Source organism: Streptomyces atratus (assembly GCF_900119365.1).
Classification (GTDB): Bacteria; Actinomycetota; Actinomycetes; order Streptomycetales; family Streptomycetaceae; genus Streptomyces; species Streptomyces atratus_B.
This window is the reverse complement of record NZ_FPJO01000007.1, coordinates 308722-333001: the sequence shown is the minus strand read 5'-3', so window position 1 is coordinate 333001 and position 24280 is coordinate 308722. Positions and strand designations below refer to the sequence as shown.

Here is a 24280-nt window from a genome sequence, read left to right as displayed (position 1 = left end):
ACCGCGTCGGCGACTTCGAGCACCGCCCGTGCCTCGCCGTCCCAGGCCACCGCGATGGCCGTCCGGCCCGCGGCCTCCGCCTCGGCCTTGCGCCGGGCCAGCTCCACGGGGAGGTGGATCTCCCACTCGGCGAGCAGCTGCTCACGGCCGACGAGGACGGCGTGGCCCTCGACGATGCCCTGGACGCCGAGTCCGGCGATGTTGGCGAAGTCCTCGGGGGTGGGGAGGGTGGTGCCGGTGCGTTCGGCGGCTCCGGCGGCGACGGCCTGGGCGATGGGGTGTTCGGAGGCGTGCTCCAGGGCGCCGGCGAGGCGGAGTACGTCGGTCTCGTCGGTGTTGTCGGCGGTGTGGACGTCGAGGAGGGTCATGCGGCCGGTGGTGACGGTGCCGGTCTTGTCGAGGACGATCGTGTCGACGCGGCGGGTGGTCTCCAGGACCTCGGGGCCCTTGATCAGGATGCCGAGCTGGGCGCCGCGTCCGGTGCCGACCATGAGGGCGGTGGGGGTGGCGAGGCCCAGGGCGCAGGGGCAGGCGATGATCAGTACGGCCACGGCGGCGGTGAACGCGGCGGTCAGGCCCGCGCCGTTGCCGAGCCAGAAGCCGAGCGTGCCGAGTGCCAGGGCGATGACGACGGGGACGAAGACGGCGGAGATCCGGTCCGCGAGGCGCTGGGCCGCCGCCTTGCCGTTCTGCGCGTCCTCGACCAGCTTCGCCATCCGGGCCAGCTGGGTGTCGGCGCCGATCCGGGTGGCCTCGACGACGAGCCGGCCGCCCGCGTTGAGCGTGGCCCCGGTGACGGAGTCGCCGACGCCGACCTCCACGGGCACGGACTCACCGGTGAGCATCGAGGCGTCCACGGCCGAGGCACCCTCGACGACGGTGCCGTCGGTGGCGATCTTCTCGCCGGGGCGGACCAGGAACCGGTCCCCGACCTGGAGTTCGGCGGTCGGTACGGTCACCTCATGGCCGCCGCGCAACACGGTGACCTCCTTGGCGCCGAGTTCCAGCAGCGCCTTGAGGGCCGCGCCCGCCTTCCGCTTGGAGCGGGCCTCGAAGTAGCGCCCGGCCAGGATGAACGCGGTGACCCCGGCGGCCGCCTCCAGATAGATGTTCCCGGCGCCGTCGCTCCGCCCGATGGTCAGCTCGAACGGGTGCGTCATGCCGACCATGCCCGCCGTGCCGAAGAACAGCGCCCACAGCGACCAGAGGAACGCGGCCGAGGTGCCGACCGAGATCAGCGTGTCCATCGTCGCCGCGCCGTGCCGGGCATTGGTCCAGGCGGCGCGGTGGAAGGGCCAGGCGGCGTACGTGACGACGGGTGCCGTCAGCGTCAGCGAGAGCCACTGCCAGTAGTCGAACTGGAGCGCCGGGACCATCGACATCGCGATCACCGGCACGGCGAGCGCGACGGCGGTCAGCAGCCGCTGGCGCAGGGGCCGCAGCTCGTCGGCCTCGGCGGCCTCGGGGGCGTCCTCCTCGGTGCGTACCGGGGGAGCGGGCTCGTGCGCGGTGTAGCCGGTCTTCTCGACGGTGGCTATCAGGTCCTGTACGGAGATGTCCTCGCCCCGGTAGCTGACCTTGGCCTTCTCGGTGGCGTAATTGACGGTGGCCTCGACGCCGTCCATCCGGTTGAGCTTCTTCTCGATGCGGGCCGCGCAGGAGGCGCAGGTCATGCCGCCGATCGCGAGCTCGACCTCTGCGGTGCCGGTGCCGGTGGCAGTGCCGGTTGTGGCGGTGTGCGCGGACACGATGTCCTCCCTGGCGGAGACGTTGATACCCCTAGGGGGTATGCATTGCTGATTCAGGTATACCCCCCTCCCCTATAAAGCGCAAGGGTGGACATGCCGCGCGAGCCCAGATCGTGAGTGTTCGATCACCCGATGTGCGTCTGGCCTCACGTATCTTCGCCTGGCATTGAGGCTGCATCCTCGGTGTACCGGCCCGTAGGCTGGCCATTGGACTAGACCTATTGATGCTTCCTGGAGGATGGGGCCCATGAGCAACCGTGCAGTCCTGGAGGTGATCGCTCTCGACGCGGAGGACGCGGTCGCCGCCCAGGCGGGTGGTGCGGACCGGCTTGAGCTGGTCACCGACATGGCGGCGGACGGTCTGACCCCGTCCTGTGCGACCTTCGCGGAGATCCGGGCCGCGGTGGACATTCCGCTGCGGGTGATGCTCAGGGTGGCGGACGGCTTCGCGGCCGGCGACATCGAGGTACTGGTGGACAGGGCGCGCGAGCTGCGCGCGGCGGGCGCCGAGGAATTCGTCCTCGGCTTCCTCGACGAGGAGGGCCGCCCGGACCTGGTCGCCGTCGAACGGCTCGTCGCCGAGCTGGACGGCTGCCGCTGGACCTTCCACCGCGCGATCGACCGGGCCGCCGACCGGGACGCCCTGCGCAAGCAGCTGGCGGACCTGCCCGGCCTGGACACGTACCTCACCGCCGGCTCGCCCAAGGGCGTCGACGACGGCATCCCGACGCTGCTGGCCGAGGCGGCGCGCAAGGGCGAGCCCGGCTACGAACCGCAGATCCTGGTGGGCGGAGGCCTGCGCCTGGAGCACCTGCCGGAGCTGCTGGCCGCGGGCATCGACGCCGTGCACATCGGCGGCGCGGCGCGCCCGCACGGGTGGTCGGGGCCGGTGGACGCGGCGGCGGTACGGGAGTGGCGGACGGTGCTCGACGCGTAGCGGGGGCGGGGTCCGGGGGCACCGCCCCCGGGCCCCCGCTCCTCAGACGCCAGGTGTCAGCTCTTTCGGCAGGTCCGCCGAGTGCACCACCGTCAACCCCGACACCGCTCGCGTCAGCGCCACGTACAACCGGCGCAGGCCCGTGCGTTCGTCCGGTTCGCCGTCGACCACCGCGGCCGGCTCGTCCAGTACCACGTAGTCGTACTCCAGGCCCTTCGCCAGCGACGCCGGGACCAGGGTCAGGCGGGACTCGGCGGTCGTCTCCTCACCGGGCGAGAGGTACGCGTGCCCCGCCGCGGCCAGGGCCTCCGCCAGCGCGGGGATCCGCGCGTCGGCCGCGATCAGGCCGATCGAACCCTCCCGCTCCAGCGACTCCTCGCACGCCGCCAGCACCTCCGCGTCCAGCTCCGCCGGACCGGCCGCCGCCCGTACCTCCAGCGAACCCGGCGACTCACGCACCGACTTCACCGCCGCGAGGCCCGGCGAGATCACCGGCAGCAGCCGCGAGGCGTACGCGATCACCTCGCGCGGCACACGGAAGCCCGCCGTCAGCTCCTCCACCACCGCGTCCGACTTGCCGAGATGGTGCAGCGCCTGCGCCCAGTTCTCCGTCGACCACGGCGTCGTGCCCTGCGCGAGGTCACCGAGGACCGTCGCCGAACCCGTCGTGCAGCGCCGGCCCACCGCCCGGTACTGCATGGGGGACAGGTCCTGCGCCTCGTCGAGCACCACATGGCCGAGCGAATGCGTACGCGCCACCAGATCGTTCGCCTCGTCGATCAGCACCGCGTCCGCCACCGACCACTTCGCCGACTTCACGCTCCGGGCAGGCTTCGTCCACAGGATCGCCTTCTGCTCGTCCTCGGTGAGCAGCCCCTCCGCATGGGCGGCCAGGAACTCCGCGTCGGACAGCAGCCGCAGCACCAGCTTCGCCGGGTCGACGGCCGGCCAGATCGCCTTCACGGCCGCCTTCACCGCGGGGTTGCGGGCCACCGCGTTCTGCACCCGGTCGTCGGGCGCCTCGCCCGCCTCCTCCATCCGGACCAGGACAGAGTGCGCGATGCGCTGCGGAAGCGCGTCGTGGGCGGCCCCGTACCGCATGTCGCGGGCCAGCAGCTCGGTGACCATCTCCTCCAGCTCGTACGCCGGCACCCGCCAGCGCCGTGAACCGCGCACCACCACGACCGGCTCCGTCGGGAGCGTCACATGCGAGCGGATCGCCCGCCGCAGCACCTCGGCCATCCGGGCGTCGCCCTTGACGACGGCGGCGTCCGCCGTGTCCGTGCCGCGCACCTCGATGCCGGCCGTCACCAGGTCGTCGACGGTCGCCTGCTTCACCGCCAGCTCGCCGAGGGCCGGCAGCACCTGCTCGATGTACTGGAGGAAGGACCGGTTCGGCCCGATGACCAGCGTGCCGGTACGGGCCAGCCGCTCGCGGTGCGCGTACAGCAGATATGCCACCCGGTGCAGGCCGACGGCCGTCTTGCCGGTGCCGGGACCACCCTGCACGCACACCGTCCCGCCGAGCTCGCTGCGGACGATCTCGTCCTGCTCGGGCTGGATCGTCGCCACGATGTCCCGCATCGGACCGACACGCGGCCGCTCGATCTCCGCCTGGAGCAGCTTGCTGGTCTGCTCGGCCTCGGCGGGGTCGGTGAGGTGCTCGTCCTCGTACGCGGTCAGCTCACCGCCGGTGTAGCCGAAGCGGCGGCGCTGCCCCACCTCCTGCGGGTCCTTCCTGGACGCCCGGTAGAACGGCTGCGATACGGGCGCGCGCCAGTCGATGACCATCGGGTCGCCGTCGGCGTCGTGGACATGGCGGCGCCCGATGTAGAACTGTTCTCCCTCCGCGCCCTCGGCCTGCTCGGCACCGACCCGGTGCAGATAGTCCAGCCGCCCGAAGAAGAGCGGGGTGTGGGCGAGATCGGCGAGCGATTTGATGCGCTCGTCGATCTGGGCCTGCAGGACGGCCGCGTTGACCCAGTTCGCGGTGACATTGCGGATGTCCAGGGCCTGGGCGTCCTCGCGCATGGCGCGCAGCGCGGCGCGGGACGCCGTGAGATGGGCGCGTTCGCGGGCCAGCGGATCGGTGGTGGTGTCGCTCTCGTGTTCGTGCGCGGGCACGGTGTTGCCTCCGGCTGTTCAACGCAGGACGGCGGACCGCAGCCCGTCCCCGGCAGGTGCTCGGGGGCGATGCGGTCCGCTGGGGGATCGATCACGGGTACGCACAGCGGGTGTGCGTACGGCTGTCGGCCGGTTTCCGTCCGGTCGGCGGCGCTCCCCCGGCTGCCGGCGGGCCCTTGCGGGCCGCTGCCGGTACCACGGTGCGGGAGGCGGGCAGACCGGCGATTGTATCGACCGCGTCCGCCGGGGGCGAGCGAATTACCGCCGGGTCCATCCCGTAGGGGACGGTATGCGACCGCAGACCTACCCGCGCCGCCCCCGGATTCCGCCCGCGGGCCGATGCCCGCACGGGCCGGGCGCAGGACCATGGAACACATGAGCACAGTCAGCCTGAACCCCCGCCGGACCGGCCCCGCGCACGGCGCGACCGCGGCCACCGGTCACCACCACAGCCACCGCGTCGGCGACGCGGTCCGCGCCGTCAAGGTCTTCGCCCGCGCCACGTTCGGCGTGGTCGTGCTCGGCGAGTACGCGGAGGAGGCGGGCGTCCGCCACCGCGACTGCTGAGCACCCGCCGGTCAGCTGTCGGTCAGCAGTTCGTCCGCGTCCACGATCCGGTACGCGTACCCCTGCTCGGCCAGGAACCGCTGGCGGTGCGCCGCGAAGTCCTGGTCGATCGTGTCGCGCGCGACCACCGAGTAGAACCGCGCCTCGTGCCCGTCCGCCTTCGGCCGCAGCACCCGGCCGAGCCGCTGGGCCTCCTCCTGGCGCGAGCCGAAGGTCCCCGAGACCTGGATGGCGACGGTCGCCTCCGGCAGGTCGATGGAGAAGTTCGCGACCTTCGAGACCACCAGGACGTTGAGCTCGCCCTCCCGGAACGCGTCGAAGAGCTTCTCGCGCTGGGCGTTGCTCGTCTCGCCCTTGATCACCGGGGCGTTCAGATGCTCACCCAGCTCGTCGAGCTGGTCGATGTACTGCCCGATGACCAGGGTCTGCTCGCCGCGGTGCTTGCGCACCAGCGCCTCCGTCACCTTCCGCTTCGTCGCGGTCGTCGCACAGAACCGGTACTTCTCCTCGGCCTCGGCGGTCGCGTAGGCGAGCCGCTCCGAGTCCGTCAGATTGACCCGCACCTCGACGCAGTCGGCCGGCGCGATGTAGCCCTGCGCCTCGATCTCCTTCCACGGGGCGTCGAACCGCTTGGGCCCGATCAGCGAGAAGACGTCCGACTCGCGGCCGTCCTCACGCACCAGCGTCGCGGTGAGGCCGAGGCGCCGCCGGGCCTGGAGATCGGCGGTGAACTTGAAGACGGGCGCGGGCAGCAGATGCACCTCGTCGTAGATCACCAGCCCCCAGTCGCGGGAGTCGAACAGCTCCAGGTGCGGGTAGACGCCCTTGCGACGGGTCGTCAGCACCTGGTACGTGGCGATGGTGACCGGCCGGATCTCCTTGCGCGTACCGCTGTACTCGCCGATCTCGTCCTCGGTCAGCGAGGTCCGCTTCACCAGCTCGTGCTTCCACTGCCGGGCCGAGACGGTGTTCGTCACCAGGATCAGCGTGGTCGCCCTGGCCTGGGCCATGGCACCGGCTCCGACCAGCGTCTTTCCCGCACCACAGGGCAGTACGACGACACCCGAGCCACCGTGCCAGAACCCCTCGACGGCCTGCTTCTGGTACGGCCGCAGCGCCCAGCCGTCCTCGGCGAGATCGATGGGGTGCGCCTCGCCGTCGACGTAGCCGGCGAGGTCCTCGGCCGGCCAGCCCAGCTTCAGCAGCGTCTGCTTGATCTGCCCGCGCTCGGACGGGTGCACGGCCACGGTGTCCGGGTCGATCCGCGCCCCGACCAGCGGCTGCACCTTCTTCGACCGGAGGATCTCCTCCAGCACGGGCCGGTCGGTGGAGGTCAGCACCAGGCCGTGCACCGGGTGCTTGGAGAGGGTGAGGCGGCCGTACCTGGCCATCGTCTCGGCGATGTCGACGAGCAGCGCGTGCGGAACGGGGTAGCGCGAGTACTGCACGAGGGCGTCGACGACCTGCTCGGCGTCGTGCCCGGCGGCGCGCGCGTTCCACAGCCCGAGCGGGGTCAGCCGGTAGGTGTGGATGTGCTCGGGGGCTCGCTCCAGCTCCGCGAAGGGCGCGATGGCCCGGCGGCAGGCGTCGGCCTGGTCGTGGTCGACTTCGAGGAGCAGTGTCTTGTCGCTCTGGACGATGAGGGGTCCGGTCACGCGCGTCGGCCCTTTCTGCGGGGTGCGGCCACGGATGCGGCCAAACGTCCAGTGTGCCGCATGCGGGCGCGGTCGTGCTGGGTGCGGGGCCCGTCCGCCGGTCAGCCCCGTCCTTACGCCGTGGCGTCGTCGGCCAGTTCGGCGACGCCGGTGATGCGGTGCAGCGGGTACGTGCGGACCTCGTCCGCCGTGTGGTCGTACGCCGTGACGAAGCCGCCCTCGACCCGGACCGGGGCGATGACGCGCTGGCTGGCGGCGCCGTCCGCGTTCACGTAGCCGATCCAGAGCGCCGAGCCGGTCATCGCGGCGGCCTGGACGGTGGCGAGGGTCTCGGCGGAGGTCGTGCGGGGCAGGGCTCCGGGCGTGGTGGCGGGGGACTCCGGGGCGTCCTTGCGGACCACCGTGGCGGCCGTGTCCCCGGCGCGGATCGCCCGGACCGCCGCGCCGAGCAGGGTGTCGTCCGGCACCGGAGGGCCCTCGGGCACGGGGACGGGGGCGGTGCGGGGCGGGGTGCGGCGGGCGCCCGCGCGGGTGATCAGGACATCGCCCTCGGCGGACTCGGCGGCCGGGGCGTACCCCATCTCGCGCAGCCCTTCGAGCAGTGACGCCGGGTCGACCTGGGCGGCCAGGGCGGTCGGTGCGAGGCGGCGCAGCCGCAGGGTGGCCGAGCGCTTGTCGGCCAGGATCTCGTTCAGCACGGCCTCGTCGTCGCAGCGCACGTACGAGGAGGCGGCGCCGATCCGGAGGTGGCCGTGGCGGCGGGCGACGTCGTCGATGAGATAGCTGAGCGGCTGCGGGACGGGCGTACGGCTGTGGGCGGCGAGGAACGCGTGCAGATCGGCCGCGGACTGCCCGGCGTCCAGGGCGCGGCGTACGGAGCCGGGGGTGAAGCGGTAGACCGTCGCGCCGCCCTTCGACTCGATGTCCGCGAGGGCGGAGAGCATGTCGGCCAGGGGGCGTTCCAGCGGGCCGGGGGCGACGGCCGTCAGGTCGGCCTGGAGCAGTACGTGGTCCAGCGGCTCCGGGATGAGCGGTGCGAGCAGCGCGGCGGCCTCGGCGGGCCCGGCGTCGAGCAGGGCGCGGGTGTGCGTGGCGAGCGCGCCGCGGCCGGTGATGCCGAGGAGCTCGGACTCGTTGAGTGTCCACAGGGCGATCCGGGACCGCAGATCGGTGGTGTCCCCGGCCGAGGCGGAGGCGCCGCGCAAGGGGCGTTCCCAGCGCAGCCGGGCGAGGACGGTCTCCGGGTCGGGGGCGGTGCCGGGCTCCAGGGCGGCGAGCAGCGCGAGGACCCGGTGGCGCACCTCGGGGGCGGCGGAGCGGTCGAGTTCGGGGCCCAGTGCGGACAGGGCCCGGCCCTTGGCGTCCTGGCCGCCGACCAGGCCGGAGGTGCGGGTGGCGGCGAGCCAGGCGGTGGCGAGAGCCGTCCAGCGTTCCTGGGCGGGGAGTTCGGCCCAGTCGTCGTACGCGGGCGTCGGCGCGTAGCGTTCGTCGGCCTCCCCGTCGGAGGCCAGCAGCCCGGCCGCGTAGGCGAGTTCGACCCAGAACGCGGCGACCTGCTCGGGGACCTCCAGGGCGGTGGCGGTCTTCTTCAGCTCGCGGACGCTGAGCCCGCCGGCCCGCAGTATCGCGGGGCCGCCGCCGTTCCAGCTCTTCAGCAGCTCCTCGACGGTGTTCACCGCCAGGAACGCTTGCCCGGCCGCGGCGCTGTCCACAGCCTGTGGATCGCGGTCGGCGACCGCCTCCACGGCCGGCGGCCGCGGTGCCGGTACGCGGTGGGCGCGTCCGGCACGCAGATGCAGGGCGGCCTCGCGGGGCAGCACCACGGTGCGGGTCGACACGGGCAGCAGCAGCCCGTGGTCGCGCAGCCACTTCACGGGCGGGGTGGGGTTCGGGGTCACTTCCCCGTACGGCGGCCCCCACACCAGCCGGTCCAGCACGGACAGGGCCTCGGCCGGGGCGCTGTCCAGCAGCTCGCCCATCCCGGCCCGGTCGGTGAAGAGCGCGGACAGGGCGGCCACGGCGGAGACCGGGTCGTGCGTGGCGGGCAGCCCGGCGGCGGCCAGGATCTCCTGGAGGCGGCCCGGCGACATGCCGGAGGTCGCCTCGGCGACGGTCGGCCCGAGACCGGTGGGGGAGGCGTGCTGCGGGGACGGCGCGAGGATCTCGCGCGCCGTGCGCACCAGCCGCAGCCGCTCGTTTTCGCCCCAGACGAGGGCCTGTTCGCGCAGTGTGGCCAGCGCGCCGGGCAGAGCGTCCGCGATCGCCGCGTCCGCGTCGTCGCGGTGCTCGCCGTCGTCCCGGCCGTCGCCGGTGAGCAGCCCGAGCAGCGTCTCGTACGGGGCGGGGTCGGCGGCCACCGCGAGCGCCTCGGCGGTCTGCAGGGCGAACTTGTCGAGGTGCTCCAGCGCGCGTACGACGGAGGCGCGGGTACCGGCTCTCGTCGCGAGCTGGGTGATGTCGCCCGGCACCGGGTTGAGGAGATCGGGGCGGGCGCGCAGCAGCCCGGCCAGCGACTCGTCGTCCCGGGCGCGAAGAGCTTCGGCGAGCGTCCGCGGTGGTGTGGTCATCCCCATCCGTCCCACGGTAGTCGCTCCGGACAGGCCCGAGAGCCTGTCCGGAGGCTTTCGATCGGATGGCGGACGTGGTCCGGTGTGTGCGATTCCAAGGCGGAGAAGGGAGTCGGACGGGGTCTCCCCTGCTCGAGCGGAGCCGAGAGCTCGGGGAAGGCGCGTCGGCGACCGACGACAACGCGGGAAGCGTGCGTGCCGGGGCGCGTCCGCCCGGTCGGAGGCCACCCGGCAGGCTCTGAGGGCGCTACCGTCGGTGCAGGGCGGTAGAGGGGAACGATCGCGTGGGGATCGAGAGCGACCAGCTGGTCTACGACTATCTGAGCCGGGTCGGGGACCTGGCGCAGCAGCAACAGCTGTCCTCGGCTGCCCGGATGAGGCTGGTGGCGACGCTCCGGGGCGAGATCGACCGGCAGCGCGGGAAGCAGTCGGGGGACAGCCCCGCGGCGGTCCGCCGCATCATCGGGAGGCTCGGCGCACCGGACGAACTGGTGGCCGCCGCGGTCTTGTCGGGCGACGGCACGGTGGAGATCGCGGGGCGGCCGGAGCCCGCGGCGGAGGAAGGCCGGAGCATCCCACGTCCGCGCAAGGGGATGCTCCGGAAGGACGGCAAAGACAGTTCCGGCAAGGGCGCGTCGCAGCCGCAGGAGCCCGGGTCCGGTGCGCCGGAGGCGCCGGCCGGCCGGGTGCCCTCGCCGCCGCACATGGCCGGTACCGACGAGCTGGGGCCGTCCGGGAGCGAGCCCGACTGGTGGCGGATCGAGCCCGGGCCGTTCGGTGACGGGGTCGCCGTGCCGGGGTTCGTCGGTGGTGTCGAGATCCCGGACATGATGAGGTTGCCGTCGTCCGGGGAAGCGGGAGTGGTGCCGCGCCCGCGTGCGGCGGGGGACGAGGAGCCGGACGAGGAGCCCGTTGCCGAGGAGGAAGTGGAGGAGGCGCCGCGCCGCCGCCGGTTTCCGCGGCTCCGGCGCCGTGCGCCGCGCGAGGACGGGGCGGGTGGCCGCGGCTTCTCCCACCCGCTGCTGCTGCTCGCCGCGGTGCTGCTGGTGGCGGGCGCCGTGACGGGTTCCTGGCTGGCCCTGGCGGGCGGCTGGCTCCTCGCGTACAGCTCGCGCACCCTGTCCCGCGCGGAGGCGAAGTGGGTCGCGATGGGGCTGCCGGGCGTGGTCGCGGCGGGCGCTCTGGTCTGGCTGTGGGGCCGGAGCGACGGCCGGTGGGGCGCGCCCATCGGGACCGGTCAGATGAACGACGCGATCGACCAGATGTGGCCGTGGGTGGTGCGGGGGGCGGCCGTGGCCTCCGCGCTCTACCTGGTGTGGCGGTCGCGGAGGCCACGGTCGTGACGGCCGGGCGCCGGCCGCCGCTCCGGGCGGAGGCCGGCCCACCCGGACGTCAGCCGGTCATCTTCGCCTGGAACTCGTCGAGGATCTCGTCCGCGGCGGTGTAGCCGATGCCCGCGATCCACAGTCGGTCGTCGACCTTGAAGACCTTCCCGTCCTTGGAGGCCTTCAGCCCCTTCCACAGGCCGCTGTTCATCGTCTTGGTCGTCCCCGCCTTCGCCGGGTCGCCGTACGTCGACGTGAAGACGACATCCGCGTCCGCGAGGTCGATCTTCTCGGGCGACACGTCGTACGAGAAGCCGTCCTTGGCCTTGTCGGTGATCGCGGGGCGGCCCACGCCGAGGTCGGCGAGGATCGAGCCGATGTAGTTCTGCTTGCCGTAGATGCGGATGTCGGCGCCCTCGACGAAGCGGACGAAGTTGACGTCGGTGCCGGCGGCCTTCTTCTTGCCGCCGATCGCCTCGGTCACCTTCGCGACATGGGCGTCGTAGTCGGCGACGGCCTTCTTCGCCTCGGCCTGCTTGCCGAGCGCCTCCGCGTGCAGCTGGAAGTTCTCCTTCCAGGCGGTTCCGGTGGACTCCGTCATCACGGTCGGGGCGATCGCCTTCAGCTGCTCGTAACGGTCGCCGTCCCGGACCTTGGAGGTGAGGATCAGGTCCGGCTTCAGCGAGGCGACGGTCTCCAGGTTGGGGTTGGCGATCTCGCCGACCTCCTTGATGTCCTTCGTCCGGCCGGCGGGCAGGTAGGAGGGGAAGCCGTCCTCCGACGCCGAGTGCGTCGCGCCGACGGGCTGCACGCCGAGGGTGAGCGCGGAGTCCAGCTCGCCGGTGTCGAGGACCACGACGCGCTTGGGGTCCACCGGGACCTCGACGTCGCCCATGGCCGTCTTGACGGTGTGGGTCTTCGCGGCGCCGGAGCCGGAGTCCGAGGAGCCGCTGGCGCTCCCGCCGGACTCGGAGAATCCGCAGGCGGAGAGCGTGAGTGCGCCGGCCAGGGAGAGAGCGCCGAGAGCGAGGCCGCGGCGGCGGACGGAGGGGGCCATGGGGTGCCTTTCGTAGGGATGGGGGTGGTCGTCGGTCGCGTACGCGCCGAGGGGACCGGGGGTCGTGCTCACGAGTCCGGTCCGGCCTGCCACGGGGCGCCCGGCACGACGAGCGGCGAACCGGTCACCGGGTCCGGGACGATCACCGCTTCGAGGCCGAAGACCTCGCGTACGAGTCCGGCGGTGACGATGTCCTGCGGGCGGCCCTCGGCGACGATCCGGCCCGCCTTCATGGCGACCAGGTGGTCCGCGTACCGGGCGGCCTGGTTGAGGTCGTGGAGCACGGTGACGACGGTCCGGCCGCGGGTGCCGTCCGCCGCCGGGGCGGTGAGCCGGCGCACCAGGTCCAGGACCTCCACCTGGTGCGCGATGTCGAGGTATGTGGTCGGCTCGTCGAGCAGCAGCAGATCGGTCTCCTGGGCGAGCGCCATCGCGATCCAGACCCGCTGGCGCTGACCGCCGGACAGCTCGTCGACGGACCGGTCGCCGAGCGCGGTGATGTCCGTACGCGCCATGGCGTCCGTCACCGCCCGCTCGTCCTCGTCCGACCACTGCTGCCACCAGTGCTGATGCGGCTGGCGCCCGCGGGCGACGAGGTCGGTGACGGTGATCGCCTCCGGGGCCACCGGGGTCTGCGGCAGCAGCCCGATCGACTGGGCGATCTTCCGGGTGGGGATCTGCGACAGCTCGGTGCCGTCGAGGAGCACGGCCCCGCCGCGCGGCTTGAGGAGCCGGCCGAGCGCGCGCAGGGTGGTCGACTTGCCGCAGGCGTTCGGGCCGACGATGACCGTGACCCGGCCGTCCGGGACGTCGAGGTCCAGTGCGTCGACGACGGTGCGGTCCTCGTACGCGAGCGTCAGCCCCCGCGCGGTGAGCCGGCCGGTCGTGGTCCCGGCCACCGTGGCGTCGGACATCGGGGTCGAACTCATGCTGTGCCTCCACTACGGCCGCGGCCGCCGCGCTGCCCGCGGATGATCAGCCAGATCAGATACGGGGCGCCGACCGCCGCCGTCAGAACGCCCACCGGCAGCTCGGTGGGCGAGAAGAGCCTGCGTGCCAGCAGGTCCGCGAAGACCACGATCACCGCGCCGAGCAGCGCCGAGCAGAGCAGCGGGATCTGTGCGGTGCGGGTCATCCGGCGGGCGATCTGCGGGGCGAGGAGCGCCACGAAGTCGACCGGCCCGGCCGTGCCGGTCGCCACGGACGCCAGGATCACTCCGAGCGCGACCAGTCCCAGCCGTACCCGCCCCAGCCGCACCCCGAGCGCGGTCGCGGTGTCGTCGTCCATCGTGACGGTGCGCTGGGCGCGGGCGGCCCACAGGACGGCGGGCAGCAGGATCAGCAGCGTCCAGCCGATCGGCGCGGCCTCGGCCCAGCCGCGCCCGTTGAGCGAGCCGGTCATCCAGATCTGCGCCTGCTGGGCGACCAGGTAGTCGCCCTTCGTCAGGAACAGCGTGGTCACCGAGCGCAGCGCGATGGCGAAGCCGATGCCGATGAGGACGAAGCGGGTGGCGTGCAGTCCGCCGCGCCAGGCGAAGACGTACACGAGCGCCGCCGCGGCCACCCCGCCGATGACGGAGAGGTACGGCAGCACGGTGTACGAGGTGATGCCGAAGGTCATCGCGCCGACCGTGAGCGCGCTCGCCCCCTGGCTGATGCCGATGATGTCGGGGCTGGCCAGCGGATTGCGGGCGACGGTCTGGATCAGCGCGCCGGCGATCCCGAAGGCCGTGCCGACCAGCAGCCCCACGGTCATCCGCGGCAGCCGCAGCGTGCCGACGACCAGTTCGTCGGGGGACGGCTGCCCCAGGACCACCTTCACGACCTCGCCGGGCGCGACGAAGCTCTCGCCGACGCAGAGGTACGCGACACAGACGGCGGCCAGCAGCACGACGAGTGCGGTGGCGACCAGGGCCGCCCGCCGGTGCAGCAGGAACCTCCCCCGCGCCCCGATCCGTACGACGTGGTACCCGGCGGGCCGCACCCGGACCTCCGTACCGGCACTCATGCGGGCACCGCCTTCCGGCGTACGAGGGCGACCAGGAACGGCACCCCGATCAGCGCCGTCATCACACCCGCCGGAACCTCGCTCGGCGGGAAGACGATACGGCCGATCACATCGGACACCAGCAGCATCACGGGCCCGATCAGCGCAGCCATCGGCAGCACCCAGCGGTGGTCGGAGCCGACGACCGCGCGGGCGATGTGCGGTACGGCGAGCCCGATGAACGCGATCGGCCCGGCCGCCGCGACCCCGACCCCGGTCAGCACCGTGGCCCCGATGCCGCCGACGATCCGCACCGTCGCGACGTTCTGCCCGAGCCCCTTCGCGACGTCCTCGCCGAGCGCCAGCGCGTCCAGCCCACGGGCGACGGACAGCACGAGCACGGTCCCCACCAACAGGAACGGCCAGATCTGCTGTGCCACCTCGGCCTCGCGCCCGCCGAGCGAGCCGACCTGCCAGAAGCGGAACTCGTCCAGCGCGGACGCCTTGGTCGTCAGCACCGCCGAGGTCACCGACACCAGCAGCGCGTTGATGGCGGCGCCGCCCAGCGCGAGCTTCACGGGGGTGGCGCCCCCGCGCCCGCTCGACGCGATCGCGTACACGGCGACGGAGGCGATCGCGGCCCCCGCGAAGCCGAACCACACGTACCCCGTCAGGGTGTGGATCCCGGCGAACGCGATGGCCAGCACCACACCCACCGAGGCGCCCTGACTGATCCCGAGGATGCCGGGGTCGGCGATGGGGTTACGGGTGATGCCCTGGAGCACCGTGCCCGCGATGGCCAGCGCGGCGCCGACCATCAGCCCGATCAGGGTGCGCGGCACGCGCATGTTCCGGATGACTTCGGCGTTGTCGGAGTGCCCGCCGTGCAGCAGCACGTCGAACACTTCGGACGGGGGTATGGAACGGGCCCCCACGGCCAGGCTGAGGAGTACCGCCACGAGCAGCGCCACGACGGCCGCCGCCGTCGCGAGTGCGCGTCTGGAGCGGCGTGGTGCGGCGGCTGACATCGGACCCAATCAAGTGGCGAAGAACAAGTGGCGTGAACGGTGCGAAGGTAAGGCTTGGCTAAGTCTAAGCACCGCCGTTTCGGACCCGAAGGCCGCACCGGCGCCGGAGCGACGCCCGCCCCCGCGGACAATGGACGTCATGCCCTCGCACCCCCTGACGGTCGGCTTCGACCTCGACATGACGCTCATCGACACCCGGCCCGGCATCAAGGCCGCCTACCTGGCGCTTTCCGCCGAAACGGGGACACCGATCGACGCCGACCTGGTGGTGAGCAGGCTCGGCCCGCCGGTCGACGACGAGCTGCGCAACTGGTTCCCGGCCGACGCGGTGGCCGCGACCGCCGACCGCTACCGCGAGATCTATCCCACACACGCCATCGACCCCAGCCTCGCGCTGCCGGGCGCTCGGGAGTCGGTCGCGGCGATCCGCGAGCGGGGCGGCCGGACGATAGTCGTCACCGCCAAGCACCAGCCGAGCGCGGAGCTCCACATGAATCACCTCGGGATCGAACCCGACGCGATCATCGGCGGCCTGTGGGCCGAGGCCAAGGGCCGTGCCCTGCGCGAGCACGGCGCGCACATCTACGTGGGCGACCACACCGGCGACGTACGAGGCGCCCGCACGGCCGGCGCCCTGTCGGTCGCGGTCACCACGGGCCCGTGCGACGCGACGGAACTCCGGGCAGCGGGAGCGGATGTCGTCCTGTCGTCCCTGACGGAGTTCCCGGCCTGGCTGGAGGGGTACGCGGCGGGCTGATGCACGCGGGGCACGGGCTCGCGGAGCGCCTTCTTACGCCTTCGCCGCGCATTCCGCCCAGAGCAGCTTCCCGCCCTGCCCCGGCAGCCCTCCCCGCATCGGGTACGCGCCCCAGGACTCCGCGTAGAGCGTGACGAGGTACAGCCCGCGCCCGCGTTCGGCCAGTTCTTCCGGTGTCTGGGCGCCCCATCGGAACGGGGCGGGGATGTGCGGATCGGTGTCCCAGACGCTCAGTCGGATGCGGCTGCGTCCGGCGTCGCGCAGGCGCAGGGAGTACGGCCCCGAGGAGTACAGGTAGGCGTTGGTGACCAGCTCGCTGGCCAACAGCTCGGCCACTTCGGTGAGTTCGGGCATGCCGTGCACGCGCAGGACGTTGCGGAGGGTGGCACGGGCGACGCCGGGGGCGCGGGGATCCTGCGGGAGTTGGAGGGTGTATGTCCAGGGCGGGGATACCGTGGAACCGACCATGGAAGTCTCCGTTCACGGGAGGAAGTTGGATCGCGGATTTCCGGTTGCCCGGTGACGAGGCCGCTCCGTCGAGCGGGGTACTTCCGGGCGGGTGGCCTGAGACCGAGACTAGGGTCTCCGCAAGTTCTATTTGCATCGCATGCGCGAAAGGGCATGCAGATTCCCTCGCGTGAGCGATGAGTCGAACTCGACTCCGTAAAGGAGGAGTTACATGGCTGGCAGGTCTGCCCCGACTGGTCGGCGCATCCGGATCGCTACCGAGCTGCGCAAATTGCGCGAGCGCGCCGGTCTCACCGCCACCGAGGCGGCCCGTGTGCACGGCATCGGCCAGGGCCAGCTGAGCAACATCGAGACGGCCAGGTTCGGGGTGAGTGGTGAGCGTCTACGTACCATGGCGCAGAACTACGAGTGCTCCGACCGCGTCTTCATCGAAGCTCTGGTCGACATGGTCAAGGACCGGAAGCGCGGCTGGTGGTCCGATTACCAGGAGCTCCTGCCGACCTCTCTCCTGGATCTTGCGGAGCTGGAGCACCATGCAGAACGGTTGCGCGGCGCCATTACGGCGCACATCCCCGGACTGCTCCAGAGCGCCGACCATGCGCGGGAGATCTTCCGGCAGCACGTCCCGGAGCTTCCGCCGTCGGATGTCGAGCACCGCGTCTCGTTCCGGATGAAGCGCCAGGCCGTGCTGTGCGGTGCCGAGCCGACCTCGTACCAAGCACTCATCCATGAGGCCGCGCTCCGCACCGAAGTCGGTGGTCCCAAGACGGCGCGGGCGCAGCTGCGACACCTTCTCGACATGGGCGAGCGGGACCATATCGCCATCCAGGTCATCCCGTTCAAGGCGGGCGCGGTTCCCGGCTCCGGCCAGTCCATCTATTACGCGTACGGCCCAGTCCCCGAACTGGACACCGTCCACCTCGACCAGTCCCACGGCCTCGCGTTCCTCGACGCCGAGACCCAACTGCAGAAATACCGGACCCTGTTCAGCAGGATTGAGGGTGCCGCGCTGTCACCCGAGGACACCCGAGACCTGATCCACCGCATCAGTCAGCAGCTATGAGAGGAACGCTCATGCCCGCATACGACCACTGGCAGAAGTCATCTCACTGCGCCCAGGGCGACTCGTGCGTCCACGTCGCCACGGACGCCGCCGGCGGCGTCAAGCTCACCGAGAGCAGCGACCCCACCGGAGCGATACTCCGCACCACACCCGACGCGTGGGCCGCGTTCGTACGCACCCTCAAGGAGAGCCGTGCCCATGGCTGACGCCCCCACTGGCTTCCCTTGGATCTGATCCGGCCCCGAGGGCACCCGGAATCCGATCCGCCCCATCAGGAAGAAGCTGCGAGAGGAACGCTCATGCCCGCATACGACCACTGGCAGAAGTCATCTCACTGCGCCCAGGGCAACTCGTGCATCCACGTCGCCACAGACACCGGCGGAGGGATCAGAATCACTGAGTCCGCTGACCCCACCGGGGCGGCACTCCGCACCACACCCGGTGCGTGGGCCGCTCTCGTACGCGCCCTCAAGGAGGGCTACCGCCAAGACTGACTCCCGAAGGGTCTGCGACCGGTCAGGAGATGTCCTTGTTCACAGCGTTTCCGGCTTCGGCCGCGCGGGCGCAGAACTTGCGCAGACTCGCGAAGTCGGCATGGCGTGAATGCATTCCGAGGTGGTCGGTGTGGGGACGTGGTGTTCGCGGGCGATCTCCGGAAGCTGCATGACACGAATGCCGGGAAGCTGAGGGACGGCAGCCTCCACAGCATCGATGGAGTACTCGGGTCGCTCGTCGTCCGACGCCAGGAGGCGTGCGCGGGTCACCAAACCGGTTGGAGTCACCAGCCAATATGCGCTGGGAAGGTGCTCCTCGGCGGGATACAGGACCACGGACCGTGCCGCAACGGCGAAACGTGAAGCGAATTCCGGCTCGGTCGGCTGCTGGGAGACGGCTTCCTGGACGAAGACGTCCAGAGTCAGTGACACGTCGCCAAGGACATCCGAGTAGTCGCACAGGGCAAGCGCATCCCAATTGCGGTTGTCCTGATCGGCGTCGATGTCGGCGACATCGACGGAGTTCGGCTCAACGCGCAGGCATGACGCCAGGGCATTGGAGACTCGGGCCGGCTGCAGGCGATCGATGGTGAAGAGGTTGTATGTCATCGGTAGGTCCCCTTGTAGAGGTCCAGGTTTGCTCGGTCTCGCCGGGAACGTTCCGCAGGCTGGTGGGAGACAAGCCGCGCGGTACTGCCTTCCCGCTGCTGGGTATCACGGAATACGTACACGGCTCGGTGCCCCGTCTCGACACGGTCCCGCCGGACCAGTCGCACTGCCCCGCCATGGTGGATGCCGAGGCGGGGCTGGAGGCCTACCGCCTCCTGCTGGCACGCATGGAAGCCGTGGCGCTGGCGCCGGACGAGTCCCGGGACTTCATCCACAGTCTGATCGCCGACCGGTGAAGGAACTGGATATGAACGAGCACGCATGGCAGAGGTCCTCGTACTGCGGACAGGGCGAATCCTGCGTCCATATCGCTGCGGACGCCGCCGGCGGCGTCAAGCTCACTGAGAGCAGCGACCCCACCGGAGCGATACTCCGCACCACACCCGACGCGTGGGCTGCCCTTGTGCGCGCTCTCAAGGAGACTCCCCGCCAGGGCTGACTCCCGCGCTGGCGTAGAAGGCGCGCAGGCGCCGGAATCATTCATTTCCTACTCGTTTGATAAGATGGGCTCATGTCCGAGACGACGTACGGCATCGGCGAGGGACCGGCGACCCGGGTCAGCCTTTCCCTGCCCGAAGGGACCGCTGAAGCGATCCGAGCTCGGGCGGGCAAGCGGGAGTTCTCCGCGTTCATCGCAGCAGCTGTCGAGCGGGAGCTTCGAGGGCAGGTGCTGGACGAATACCTGGCGGACTACGAGAGCCGCAAGGGTCCGGTCTCCGAGCAAGCGCGGCAGCGGGCGCGGCAGGTCTTCGACGAGGTGTTCGCCGAGGAGGGGCAGTGGCCCGCCGCAAGCTGAGCCACGAAGGGACGCTCGTCCTCGACAGCGAAGGACTCTCCAAGCTGCTCGGTGATGACGAGCCGGTGGTGGCTCTGGTCGCGGAGGCGCGGTCCAGGGGGATGGAAGTGGTCATCTCTGCACTCACCATCATCGAAGCCGTGCATGCCCGCACCAACAAGGCCCGGCTGGCTTGGGTGCTGTCCGGCCTGCGTACCGTCCCGGTGGGCGACGAAGAGGCGAAGGCGGCTTCGGCGCTGTTGATGGCGGCTGGGCTGCACGGCCACAAGTACGCCATCGACGCGGCCGTGGCCGAGGCCGCTCTGCGGCAGCAGCGTCCTGTTGTCATGCTGACTTCAGACGTTGACGACATGAGAAAACTGTGCGGCGACAGGGTGCGCCTCGTCGTGGTGTGAGCGACTTGGGGTCAAGCTCACTGAGAGCAGCGACCCCACCGGAGCGATACTCCGCACCACACCCGGCGCGTGGGCTGCCCTCGTACGCACTCTCAAGGAGGGCCACCGCCAGGACTGACTCCCGAAGAGTCTGCGTCCGGTCGGGAGATGTCCTGTGCGCAGTAGAGAGCAGGCTGGCGATAGTCGTCGTCGGAGTTCCACTCTTTGCGAACCCGCTCCCTGCCGGCGAGGAGCCCGGCCAGCAGCGTTTTGGTGTCCGGCGTCTGCGGGGTGAGGGCTATGACGTCTTGGGTCATGTGCGCTCCGTGCAGCCGGAGCCAGGAGGCAGGGAGGCCGGTTTGCCCTCGCGAGCGGTCCGGACTTCTTGTTCGTGGTGTTGGAACATCACTCGCGTCCCGAGAGGTCCTGCAGGTCTTCCAGGGAGGAGGCTTCTTGCTGAGTCCCAGGCACAACGGTTCCGGAACGAGTGCTGCCGGGCCAGGATGCCAATTCATGCAGCGCTTGGGCAGGTGCCAGCCCGCGCTGCTTCGCTTCGCTGAGGCGCATCAGCCAATCCTGTCCGGCGTCGAGTGCCTCATCACCGGCCGGGGTGCGAGGTTCAAACCCTGCTGCAACTCCGTCCTCTGCTGCCCAGAGATAGCCGACTGTACGTCCACCTCTAGCCACTTCGACGAAGCTGACCGGTGCATCAGTCTCTGCCGCAAAGCGAGGTGAGTTCGGCGGCAGGAATGACTGGAGCCACTCGGTCCGACGCGGGACTTCTGCCATGTACCAGGAATCCAGAATGTCAGGGTCTTCGTCCGGGAGATCTTCGAACCCGTCCTTGGTTGGGATTCCGTAGGAGGTGAAGTCCGAGGCAACGACCTCAACTGCAACCATCCGTGTAATCGCAGTGAGCGCAGCCTTGAGGCGTGGAGCATTCTCTTTCTGAATCTCTGGCTGCCGATGGCCGCGCAGATCGTGAGACATACAGGCGTCGCTGTAGGTGTCAAGTGTTACGGTTCCAGCGCCGCTTGCCCACTCTTCGGCCGAAATCACGAAGAGTTTCTCGACCCGGTGGGCCTTCCCATTGCGCATGCAGGTGCCTGGCGTGGTCAGGTTTACCTCCACCACGCTGACTTGCCCCAGGTCCGTCGACCTCAGGGCGGCGAAGAGCTCGCTGTCATCTGCGGCGTCGGCCAGGGCCGCGCGTACTCGCTTGCGCGCGAACAAGACGGCATGGTCGTCCTCGGCGCGCATGGTGATGTCTGCCATTGCATCTCCGCTGACGATGCCGAGAGCGTGGATCGCTGCCCACGCCTTGAGGGCTGTGCGGCCACAACGCAGCGCGAGGCCTTGCCCCGATTTTTCTTCCCTGGTCTCCCAGGACCAGCTACCCACAGGGTTTGTTGTAATCAAAGGACACCTCGCGGGCCGGCTTTGGCAATCGGAGGGGTCGTGATCGTCCCGTCTCCGATCAATTGCTCGATATCCGATGTTGGGGCACCTGCCCTCGCTATTTCCAACACCCTCTACTCAAGACTCCCGCTGGCTGCCCTCAGCACTTGACAGAAAGTCGCGAAAGTCGAGAACAGCAGAAAGAAAATTCTCTTCCGAGATCGTAACGGAATCGAATTGTTCATACTGGGACGAGATAGTGACGACGCCAACGCCTGAGAGCGTAGCCTTGGTCGCATTGAATGCTACCCCGATGGGGTCTTCGGGGTAGCTCGCCTTGACGACCTGCCATTCCGAGAGGAGCCATTCCACTGACGTCAGACGTCGGGCATCGTCGAGATGGTTGGACAAGGCCTCCTGCACGGCCTCATTCGCACCGGGGCGGTTTGCGATGATGAAATCATCCTCATCGTAAGAGAAGGTCCATCGCCCTTCGGTCGAAAGTGTCACAAAGTTCACCCGCTCGGGAAGAATTTAGGCATGCCATTTTTGTCGAACAACCCCACGATTCGTACCCCATCGTGCATAATCTTCGAATTGCCTCGCTTGAGGGGCGCTTCCGGAGTGACCGTCTCGCGTCGGGCCATCATTACCAGCGCGTACACCACCAACCCCCCTTATGTCCCCTGGACTTCATCTGTATCAACGGGGCGGTAGCAAGGCAATGTACTTCAGGCCAATCGTGCATCGCGTTGTGCGTGCAGCGTGGTCGCGAGGGGCGGTTCTTGTTTGCTGTCGGGAATGTTGAACCTGATGCGCCGAGCCACTACGCCTCGCAGGGGTGAGCCTCGCAGTCGCGGCAGTAGCCCGGTGACGGGGCACGAAAGGCGCGGTCGCAGTTGTTGCAGTTCTGGAGTGGGTCGACGAGCGTCGCCGGGGTTGCCGGGGGTGGTAGGAGCACGGTGAGGCGGTGGCGCAGCAGTTTGGCGGGGTATTTGAGTGGCTTTGGCAGGTCGGCGGTGAGTGCGTGGCGTAGTGCGCCGGGGGTGGAGCCGCGTTCGAACCAGGTGACTGCGAGGGGGGCGAGGAGGGTGACGTCCTTCTCGGTGAGGGTGATTTGCGGGGCGTGCCGGTGGAGGTCGGCGAGCAGGGCCGTGGCCGCCCGGACGTACTGGGGGAGCGGTTTGCGTGGGTGGGGCAGTGGTACGGGGGCCGCGGGGGCGGGTGCGGGGGGAGTCGGGATGTAGCGGCGGGGCTCGGGGCGTGGTTCGGGGTGGCGGCATACGGTGCTGAGCGGCTGGTTGTACGAGCACGTGCGTGTGACGACGTTGCCGTTGGGCAGTCGTTCGCGGGTGCGGCTCAGGTAGCCGTGGGTCTCCAGCTCCCGTAGCGCGGCGGCGATGCGGGCCTCGCTCTCGGGGAAGCGTTCGGCGAGTTTCTTGATGCCGATCCGGGCTCCGGCGGGGAGTGACTGGATGTATGTCGAAAGTCCGATCGCCAGCAGTGACATCTCGCGGTGCTGGGCGAGGTGGTTGCCGATGATCGTGAACCGGCTGGTCTGGCGGGTGTTGACGTGCACGACGCCGGAAACTGGGGACGAGGCGTGCGCGGGCACGCTAACCTGCTGGGTATCCATCGGGAAGGGCCAACTTCCTTGGTGGTCAGGCCCTCGCTCGGGATCACTACTCCCGGTCGAGGGCCGACGTGCGTTCGGGGTTGTGTTGGCGTGAGCATATGCCCGCAAGCTGCCTCGAGATCCAGCTGAGTTGGCCAAGGTCACCCGAGCGAGTGACAGGGGCCCGCGGGTTAAAACGGCGGGGTTGGGTCGGGTTTTCAGAAGTCCTCAAGACAAAGACTTAAAAGCTTTTACGTCACGGCACACCGCGTCCCGGTCGGCCGCGTCGTGGTACACCGGGTCGCGGCTGTCACGACCCGGTGCGCACCTGCCGGAGCAGGGCGTTCAGCCCTGCTGCGCGTACGTGACGAAGGCCGACCAGGCGCCGGGCGCGACATCGATGTGGGGCCCTTGGACGTTCTTGGAGTCGCGGACGTGGACGGTGGTGGGGCAGCTCGCGACCTCGACGCAGGTCCCGCCCTCGCCGCCGCTGTAACTGCTCTTGAACCAGTGCAGTTGCTCGGTGTTCATAGTTCTCCCAGCATCTTCTCGATCAGCGTCAAGGACTCCCTGGGGGTGAGAGCCTGCGCCCGCATGATTCCATAGCGTTCGCTGAACAGACGGACTTCGTCCGGGCCGGTGATGAGTCGAGCATGCCCCTGAATCTCGGTGTACGCCACCTCCTGGTGTCCCTTCGGAGTGAGCAGGGTGAAGGGGCCGTCCATCGTGGCGTGCTCCTCCAGCCAGGTCGGCATGACTTGGAGCTCCACCGTGCGCAGTTGGCAGATCTCCAGCAGCCGCTTCAGCTGGGCGATGTGAACGTCGCGCCCACCGAAGGGGCGTTGGAGGAGTACCTGCTCCAGCACGAAGCTGAGGGTCGGTGCTGGCCAGCGCTCGAAAATCTGCTGACGGGCCAGCCGGTCCGCGATGCGCTTCTCCAGCGTCTCCTCGTCCAGCAGGGGACGCCGCTTCGCGAACACTGCCCGCGCGTACCCCTCCGTCTGGAGCAGGCCAGGGATCGCCTGGTTGCTGTACTCGTGGATTGCCACCGCGCCCAACTCCAGGTGGGCGAAGCCGCGGAACCAGTCCGGGTGCCGGGTCCGAGCCCTCGCCAGGGCCTCCCGCACTTCGTCGGTGGTGGCCCGCAGCACCCCGTTCGCACCCAGGATCGGGTCCACCCGGATCAGGAAGTCGGGCTGAGGGGTCCGCACTCCCCGTTCCATCGCGGAGATCAGGTCTTCGCTGCAGTGCGTGGAGAGGGCCAGTTCCCGCTGGCTCATGCCCGCGCGCTCGCGCAGCACCTTGATCATTCTGCCGAGTGCCCTGAAAAGATGCGCCGTTCCATCGGATTCGGCCGGCCGCTCGGGCCGTTCTTCGTTTGCCATATGTCCCGCACCGCTCTCTGCCCGCCCGGTCACGGCCGACTTCCCGCACGGCCGACTGGGCGTGCCCGTACGGCTACTCGGCGTCGTGGTGTCATTACTCGTCAGAGTACGAGTCGGCAGACACGCTGAGTCATCGGAACGCCGAAGTCACCCTTGTGGGCAACTAGTTCGTCCGGTGCCAGGTCTGTCGCAAGATCGTCGAAAGAACCCTGATCTTCACGTGGATGGCGTCGATGAACACCACCGGGTAGACCGGGCGGTTCTGC

The 24280-nt window shown here is 70.2% G+C and carries 26 protein-coding genes and 1 pseudogene; 12 read left to right on the top strand and 15 right to left on the bottom strand.

Translation table 11 applies throughout. From position 1 onward, the window contains the following. Window positions 1–1748 (bottom strand): heavy metal translocating P-type ATPase (locus BT364_RS15950; RefSeq protein ID WP_072485808.1); only part of this gene is annotated, 1748 nt, incomplete at its 3' end. Between the two features lie 247 nt (window positions 1749–1995). Between BT364_RS15950 and BT364_RS15945 the strand changes: the two genes are divergently transcribed. After that, a complete protein-coding gene (locus tag BT364_RS15945) occupies window positions 1996–2685 on the top strand; it encodes a copper homeostasis protein CutC (protein ID WP_072485807.1) in 690 nt (229 codons plus the stop codon). 42 nt (window positions 2686–2727) lie between these two features. On the opposite strand, the gene BT364_RS15940 is transcribed toward BT364_RS15945, so the two are convergent. Next, window positions 2728–4809 (bottom strand): HelD family protein, encoded by a 2082-nt coding sequence (locus BT364_RS15940; protein WP_072485806.1) that lies wholly within the window; start codon window positions 4807–4809, stop codon window positions 2728–2730. 375 nt (window positions 4810–5184) lie between these two features. Between BT364_RS15940 and BT364_RS15935 the strand changes: the two genes are divergently transcribed. Then, on the top strand, window positions 5185–5376 hold the full coding sequence (locus BT364_RS15935; RefSeq protein WP_072485805.1) for a hypothetical protein: 192 nt from the start codon (window positions 5185–5187) through the stop codon (window positions 5374–5376). Between the two features lie 11 nt (window positions 5377–5387). Here the strand turns inward: BT364_RS15935 and BT364_RS15930 are convergent, their stop codons facing one another. Both BT364_RS15930 and BT364_RS15925 read right to left on the bottom strand, forming a co-directional pair. Beyond that, window positions 5388–7031 (bottom strand): DNA repair helicase XPB, encoded by a 1644-nt coding sequence (locus tag BT364_RS15930; RefSeq protein ID WP_072485804.1) that lies wholly within the window; start codon window positions 7029–7031, stop codon window positions 5388–5390. Window positions 7032–7144: 113 nt separating this feature from the next. Then, a complete protein-coding gene (locus BT364_RS15925; protein WP_072485803.1) occupies window positions 7145–9604 on the bottom strand; it encodes a helicase C-terminal domain-containing protein in 2460 nt (819 codons plus the stop codon). A 278-nt stretch (window positions 9605–9882) separates the two neighbouring features. Here BT364_RS15925 and BT364_RS15920 point away from each other — a divergent pair, with 278 nt between their 5' ends. After that, window positions 9883–10941: a hypothetical protein gene (locus BT364_RS15920; RefSeq protein ID WP_072485802.1), complete on the top strand. Its 1059-nt coding sequence runs from the start codon at window positions 9883–9885 to the stop codon at window positions 10939–10941. A 49-nt stretch (window positions 10942–10990) separates the two neighbouring features. Here the strand turns inward: BT364_RS15920 and BT364_RS15915 are convergent, their stop codons facing one another. The 4 genes from BT364_RS15915 to BT364_RS15900 all read right to left on the bottom strand — a co-directional run bounded on the left by BT364_RS15915 (window position 10991) and on the right by BT364_RS15900 (window position 14995). Next, entirely contained in the window at window positions 10991–11980 is a 990-nt protein-coding gene (locus BT364_RS15915) for an ABC transporter substrate-binding protein (protein ID WP_072485837.1), read from the bottom strand. A gap of 68 nt (window positions 11981–12048) precedes the next feature. Beyond that, the gene (locus tag BT364_RS15910; RefSeq protein ID WP_177328139.1) at window positions 12049–12909 is read right to left on the bottom strand and encodes an ABC transporter ATP-binding protein; all 861 of its coding nucleotides are present in this window, start codon (window positions 12907–12909) and stop codon (window positions 12049–12051) included. After that, complete coding sequence (locus BT364_RS15905; protein ID WP_072485800.1) at window positions 12906–13988, bottom strand: FecCD family ABC transporter permease; 1083 nt, start codon at window positions 13986–13988, stop codon at window positions 12906–12908. The genes BT364_RS15910 and BT364_RS15905 overlap by 4 nt, the downstream gene beginning before the upstream one ends. Continuing rightward, on the bottom strand, window positions 13985–14995 hold the full coding sequence (locus BT364_RS15900; protein WP_072485799.1) for a FecCD family ABC transporter permease: 1011 nt from the start codon (window positions 14993–14995) through the stop codon (window positions 13985–13987). The genes BT364_RS15905 and BT364_RS15900 overlap by 4 nt, the downstream gene beginning before the upstream one ends. Before the next feature lie 139 nt (window positions 14996–15134). Here BT364_RS15900 and BT364_RS15895 point away from each other — a divergent pair, with 139 nt between their 5' ends. Beyond that, window positions 15135–15752 carry an HAD family hydrolase gene (locus BT364_RS15895; RefSeq protein WP_072485836.1) on the top strand — a complete coding sequence of 206 codons (618 nt, stop codon included), beginning with the start codon at window positions 15135–15137 and terminating at the stop codon, window positions 15750–15752. A gap of 33 nt (window positions 15753–15785) precedes the next feature. Here BT364_RS15895 and BT364_RS15890 read toward each other — a convergent pair whose 3' ends face one another. After that, window positions 15786–16220, bottom strand: coding sequence for an ATP-binding protein (locus BT364_RS15890; RefSeq protein WP_072485798.1), 435 nt, complete (start codon window positions 16218–16220; stop codon window positions 15786–15788). Between the two features lie 211 nt (window positions 16221–16431). On the opposite strand from BT364_RS15890, the gene BT364_RS15885 reads away from it, so the two are divergent. The 3 genes from BT364_RS15885 to BT364_RS15875 all read left to right on the top strand — a co-directional run bounded on the left by BT364_RS15885 (window position 16432) and on the right by BT364_RS15875 (window position 17777). Beyond that, window positions 16432–17283: a helix-turn-helix domain-containing protein gene (locus BT364_RS15885; protein ID WP_072485797.1), complete on the top strand. Its 852-nt coding sequence runs from the start codon at window positions 16432–16434 to the stop codon at window positions 17281–17283. An 11-nt stretch (window positions 17284–17294) separates the two neighbouring features. Further along, complete coding sequence (locus tag BT364_RS15880) at window positions 17295–17489, top strand: DUF397 domain-containing protein (protein ID WP_072485796.1); 195 nt, start codon at window positions 17295–17297, stop codon at window positions 17487–17489. 93 nt (window positions 17490–17582) lie between these two features. Beyond that, window positions 17583–17777, top strand: coding sequence for a DUF397 domain-containing protein (locus BT364_RS15875; protein WP_072485795.1), 195 nt, complete (start codon window positions 17583–17585; stop codon window positions 17775–17777). A gap of 39 nt (window positions 17778–17816) precedes the next feature. Here the strand turns inward: BT364_RS15875 and BT364_RS15870 are convergent, their stop codons facing one another. Beyond that, window positions 17817–18386, bottom strand: coding sequence for a hypothetical protein (locus BT364_RS15870; RefSeq protein WP_072485794.1), 570 nt, complete (start codon window positions 18384–18386; stop codon window positions 17817–17819). Between the two features lie 62 nt (window positions 18387–18448). Between BT364_RS15870 and BT364_RS15865 the strand changes: the two genes are divergently transcribed. The 5 genes and pseudogenes from BT364_RS15865 to BT364_RS39180 all read left to right on the top strand — a co-directional run. After that, window positions 18449–18682, top strand: a complete 234-nt coding sequence (locus BT364_RS15865) for a hypothetical protein (RefSeq protein ID WP_072485793.1) — start codon at window positions 18449–18451, stop codon at window positions 18680–18682. 11 nt (window positions 18683–18693) lie between these two features. Continuing rightward, a complete protein-coding gene (locus BT364_RS15860) occupies window positions 18694–18885 on the top strand; it encodes a DUF397 domain-containing protein (RefSeq protein WP_072485792.1) in 192 nt (63 codons plus the stop codon). 72 nt (window positions 18886–18957) lie between these two features. Beyond that, window positions 18958–19242 (top strand): hypothetical protein, encoded by a 285-nt coding sequence (locus tag BT364_RS15855; RefSeq protein WP_072485791.1) that lies wholly within the window; start codon window positions 18958–18960, stop codon window positions 19240–19242. Beyond that, entirely contained in the window at window positions 19224–19637 is a 414-nt protein-coding gene (locus BT364_RS15850; protein ID WP_072485790.1) for a DNA-binding protein, read from the top strand. The genes BT364_RS15855 and BT364_RS15850 overlap by 19 nt, the downstream gene beginning before the upstream one ends. 10 nt (window positions 19638–19647) lie before the next feature. Continuing rightward, a pseudogene (locus BT364_RS39180) lies at window positions 19648–19755 on the top strand (DUF397 domain-containing protein); the annotation flags it as partial. Between the two features lie 266 nt (window positions 19756–20021). Here BT364_RS39180 and BT364_RS15840 read toward each other — a convergent pair. The 5 genes from BT364_RS15840 to BT364_RS15820 all read right to left on the bottom strand — a co-directional run bounded on the left by BT364_RS15840 (window position 20022) and on the right by BT364_RS15820 (window position 24014). Then, on the bottom strand, window positions 20022–21017 hold the full coding sequence (locus BT364_RS15840; protein WP_143166498.1) for a hypothetical protein: 996 nt from the start codon (window positions 21015–21017) through the stop codon (window positions 20022–20024). A gap of 135 nt (window positions 21018–21152) precedes the next feature. Next, window positions 21153–21524 (bottom strand): hypothetical protein, encoded by a 372-nt coding sequence (locus BT364_RS15835; RefSeq protein ID WP_143166497.1) that lies wholly within the window; start codon window positions 21522–21524, stop codon window positions 21153–21155. 316 nt (window positions 21525–21840) lie between these two features. After that, a complete protein-coding gene (locus tag BT364_RS15830) occupies window positions 21841–22650 on the bottom strand; it encodes a DNA-binding protein (protein WP_072485787.1) in 810 nt (269 codons plus the stop codon). Between the two features lie 324 nt (window positions 22651–22974). Continuing rightward, window positions 22975–23160: a DUF397 domain-containing protein gene (locus tag BT364_RS15825; RefSeq protein WP_072485786.1), complete on the bottom strand. Its 186-nt coding sequence runs from the start codon at window positions 23158–23160 to the stop codon at window positions 22975–22977. Further along, window positions 23157–24014, bottom strand: coding sequence for a helix-turn-helix domain-containing protein (locus BT364_RS15820; protein WP_072485785.1), 858 nt, complete (start codon window positions 24012–24014; stop codon window positions 23157–23159). The genes BT364_RS15825 and BT364_RS15820 overlap by 4 nt, the downstream gene beginning before the upstream one ends. Between the last annotated feature and the right edge of the window lie 266 nt (window positions 24015–24280).

Bases quoted from the DNA above. Each gene is read 5' to 3' on its own strand.
- BT364_RS15860 (WP_072485792.1), top strand. From the start codon at position 18,694: ATGAACGAGCACGCATGGCAGAGGTCCTCGTACTGCGGACAGGGCGAA.
- BT364_RS15900 (WP_072485799.1), bottom strand. From the start codon at position 14,995: ATGTCAGCCGCCGCACCACGCCGCTCCAGACGCGCACTCGCGACGGCG.
- BT364_RS15885 (WP_072485797.1), top strand. From the start codon at position 16,432: ATGGCTGGCAGGTCTGCCCCGACTGGTCGGCGCATCCGGATCGCTACC.
- BT364_RS15945 (WP_072485807.1), top strand. From the start codon at position 1,996: ATGAGCAACCGTGCAGTCCTGGAGGTGATCGCTCTCGACGCGGAGGAC.
- BT364_RS15855 (WP_072485791.1), top strand. From the start codon at position 18,958: ATGTCCGAGACGACGTACGGCATCGGCGAGGGACCGGCGACCCGGGTC.
- BT364_RS15820 (WP_072485785.1), bottom strand. From the start codon at position 24,014: ATGGCAAACGAAGAACGGCCCGAGCGGCCGGCCGAATCCGATGGAACG.
- BT364_RS15890 (WP_072485798.1), bottom strand. From the start codon at position 16,220: ATGGTCGGTTCCACGGTATCCCCGCCCTGGACATACACCCTCCAACTC.
- BT364_RS15935 (WP_072485805.1), top strand. From the start codon at position 5,185: ATGAGCACAGTCAGCCTGAACCCCCGCCGGACCGGCCCCGCGCACGGC.
- BT364_RS15905 (WP_072485800.1), bottom strand. From the start codon at position 13,988: ATGAGTGCCGGTACGGAGGTCCGGGTGCGGCCCGCCGGGTACCACGTC.
- BT364_RS15880 (WP_072485796.1), top strand. From the start codon at position 17,295: ATGCCCGCATACGACCACTGGCAGAAGTCATCTCACTGCGCCCAGGGC.
- BT364_RS15870 (WP_072485794.1), bottom strand. From the start codon at position 18,386: ATGACATACAACCTCTTCACCATCGATCGCCTGCAGCCGGCCCGAGTC.
- BT364_RS15915 (WP_072485837.1), bottom strand. From the start codon at position 11,980: ATGGCCCCCTCCGTCCGCCGCCGCGGCCTCGCTCTCGGCGCTCTCTCC.
- BT364_RS15875 (WP_072485795.1), top strand. From the start codon at position 17,583: ATGCCCGCATACGACCACTGGCAGAAGTCATCTCACTGCGCCCAGGGC.
- BT364_RS15910 (WP_177328139.1), bottom strand. From the start codon at position 12,909: ATGAGTTCGACCCCGATGTCCGACGCCACGGTGGCCGGGACCACGACC.
- BT364_RS15925 (WP_072485803.1), bottom strand. From the start codon at position 9,604: ATGGGGATGACCACACCACCGCGGACGCTCGCCGAAGCTCTTCGCGCC.
- BT364_RS15825 (WP_072485786.1), bottom strand. From the start codon at position 23,160: ATGAACACCGAGCAACTGCACTGGTTCAAGAGCAGTTACAGCGGCGGC.
- BT364_RS15895 (WP_072485836.1), top strand. From the start codon at position 15,135: ATGCCCTCGCACCCCCTGACGGTCGGCTTCGACCTCGACATGACGCTC.
- BT364_RS15830 (WP_072485787.1), bottom strand. From the start codon at position 22,650: ATGGATACCCAGCAGGTTAGCGTGCCCGCGCACGCCTCGTCCCCAGTT.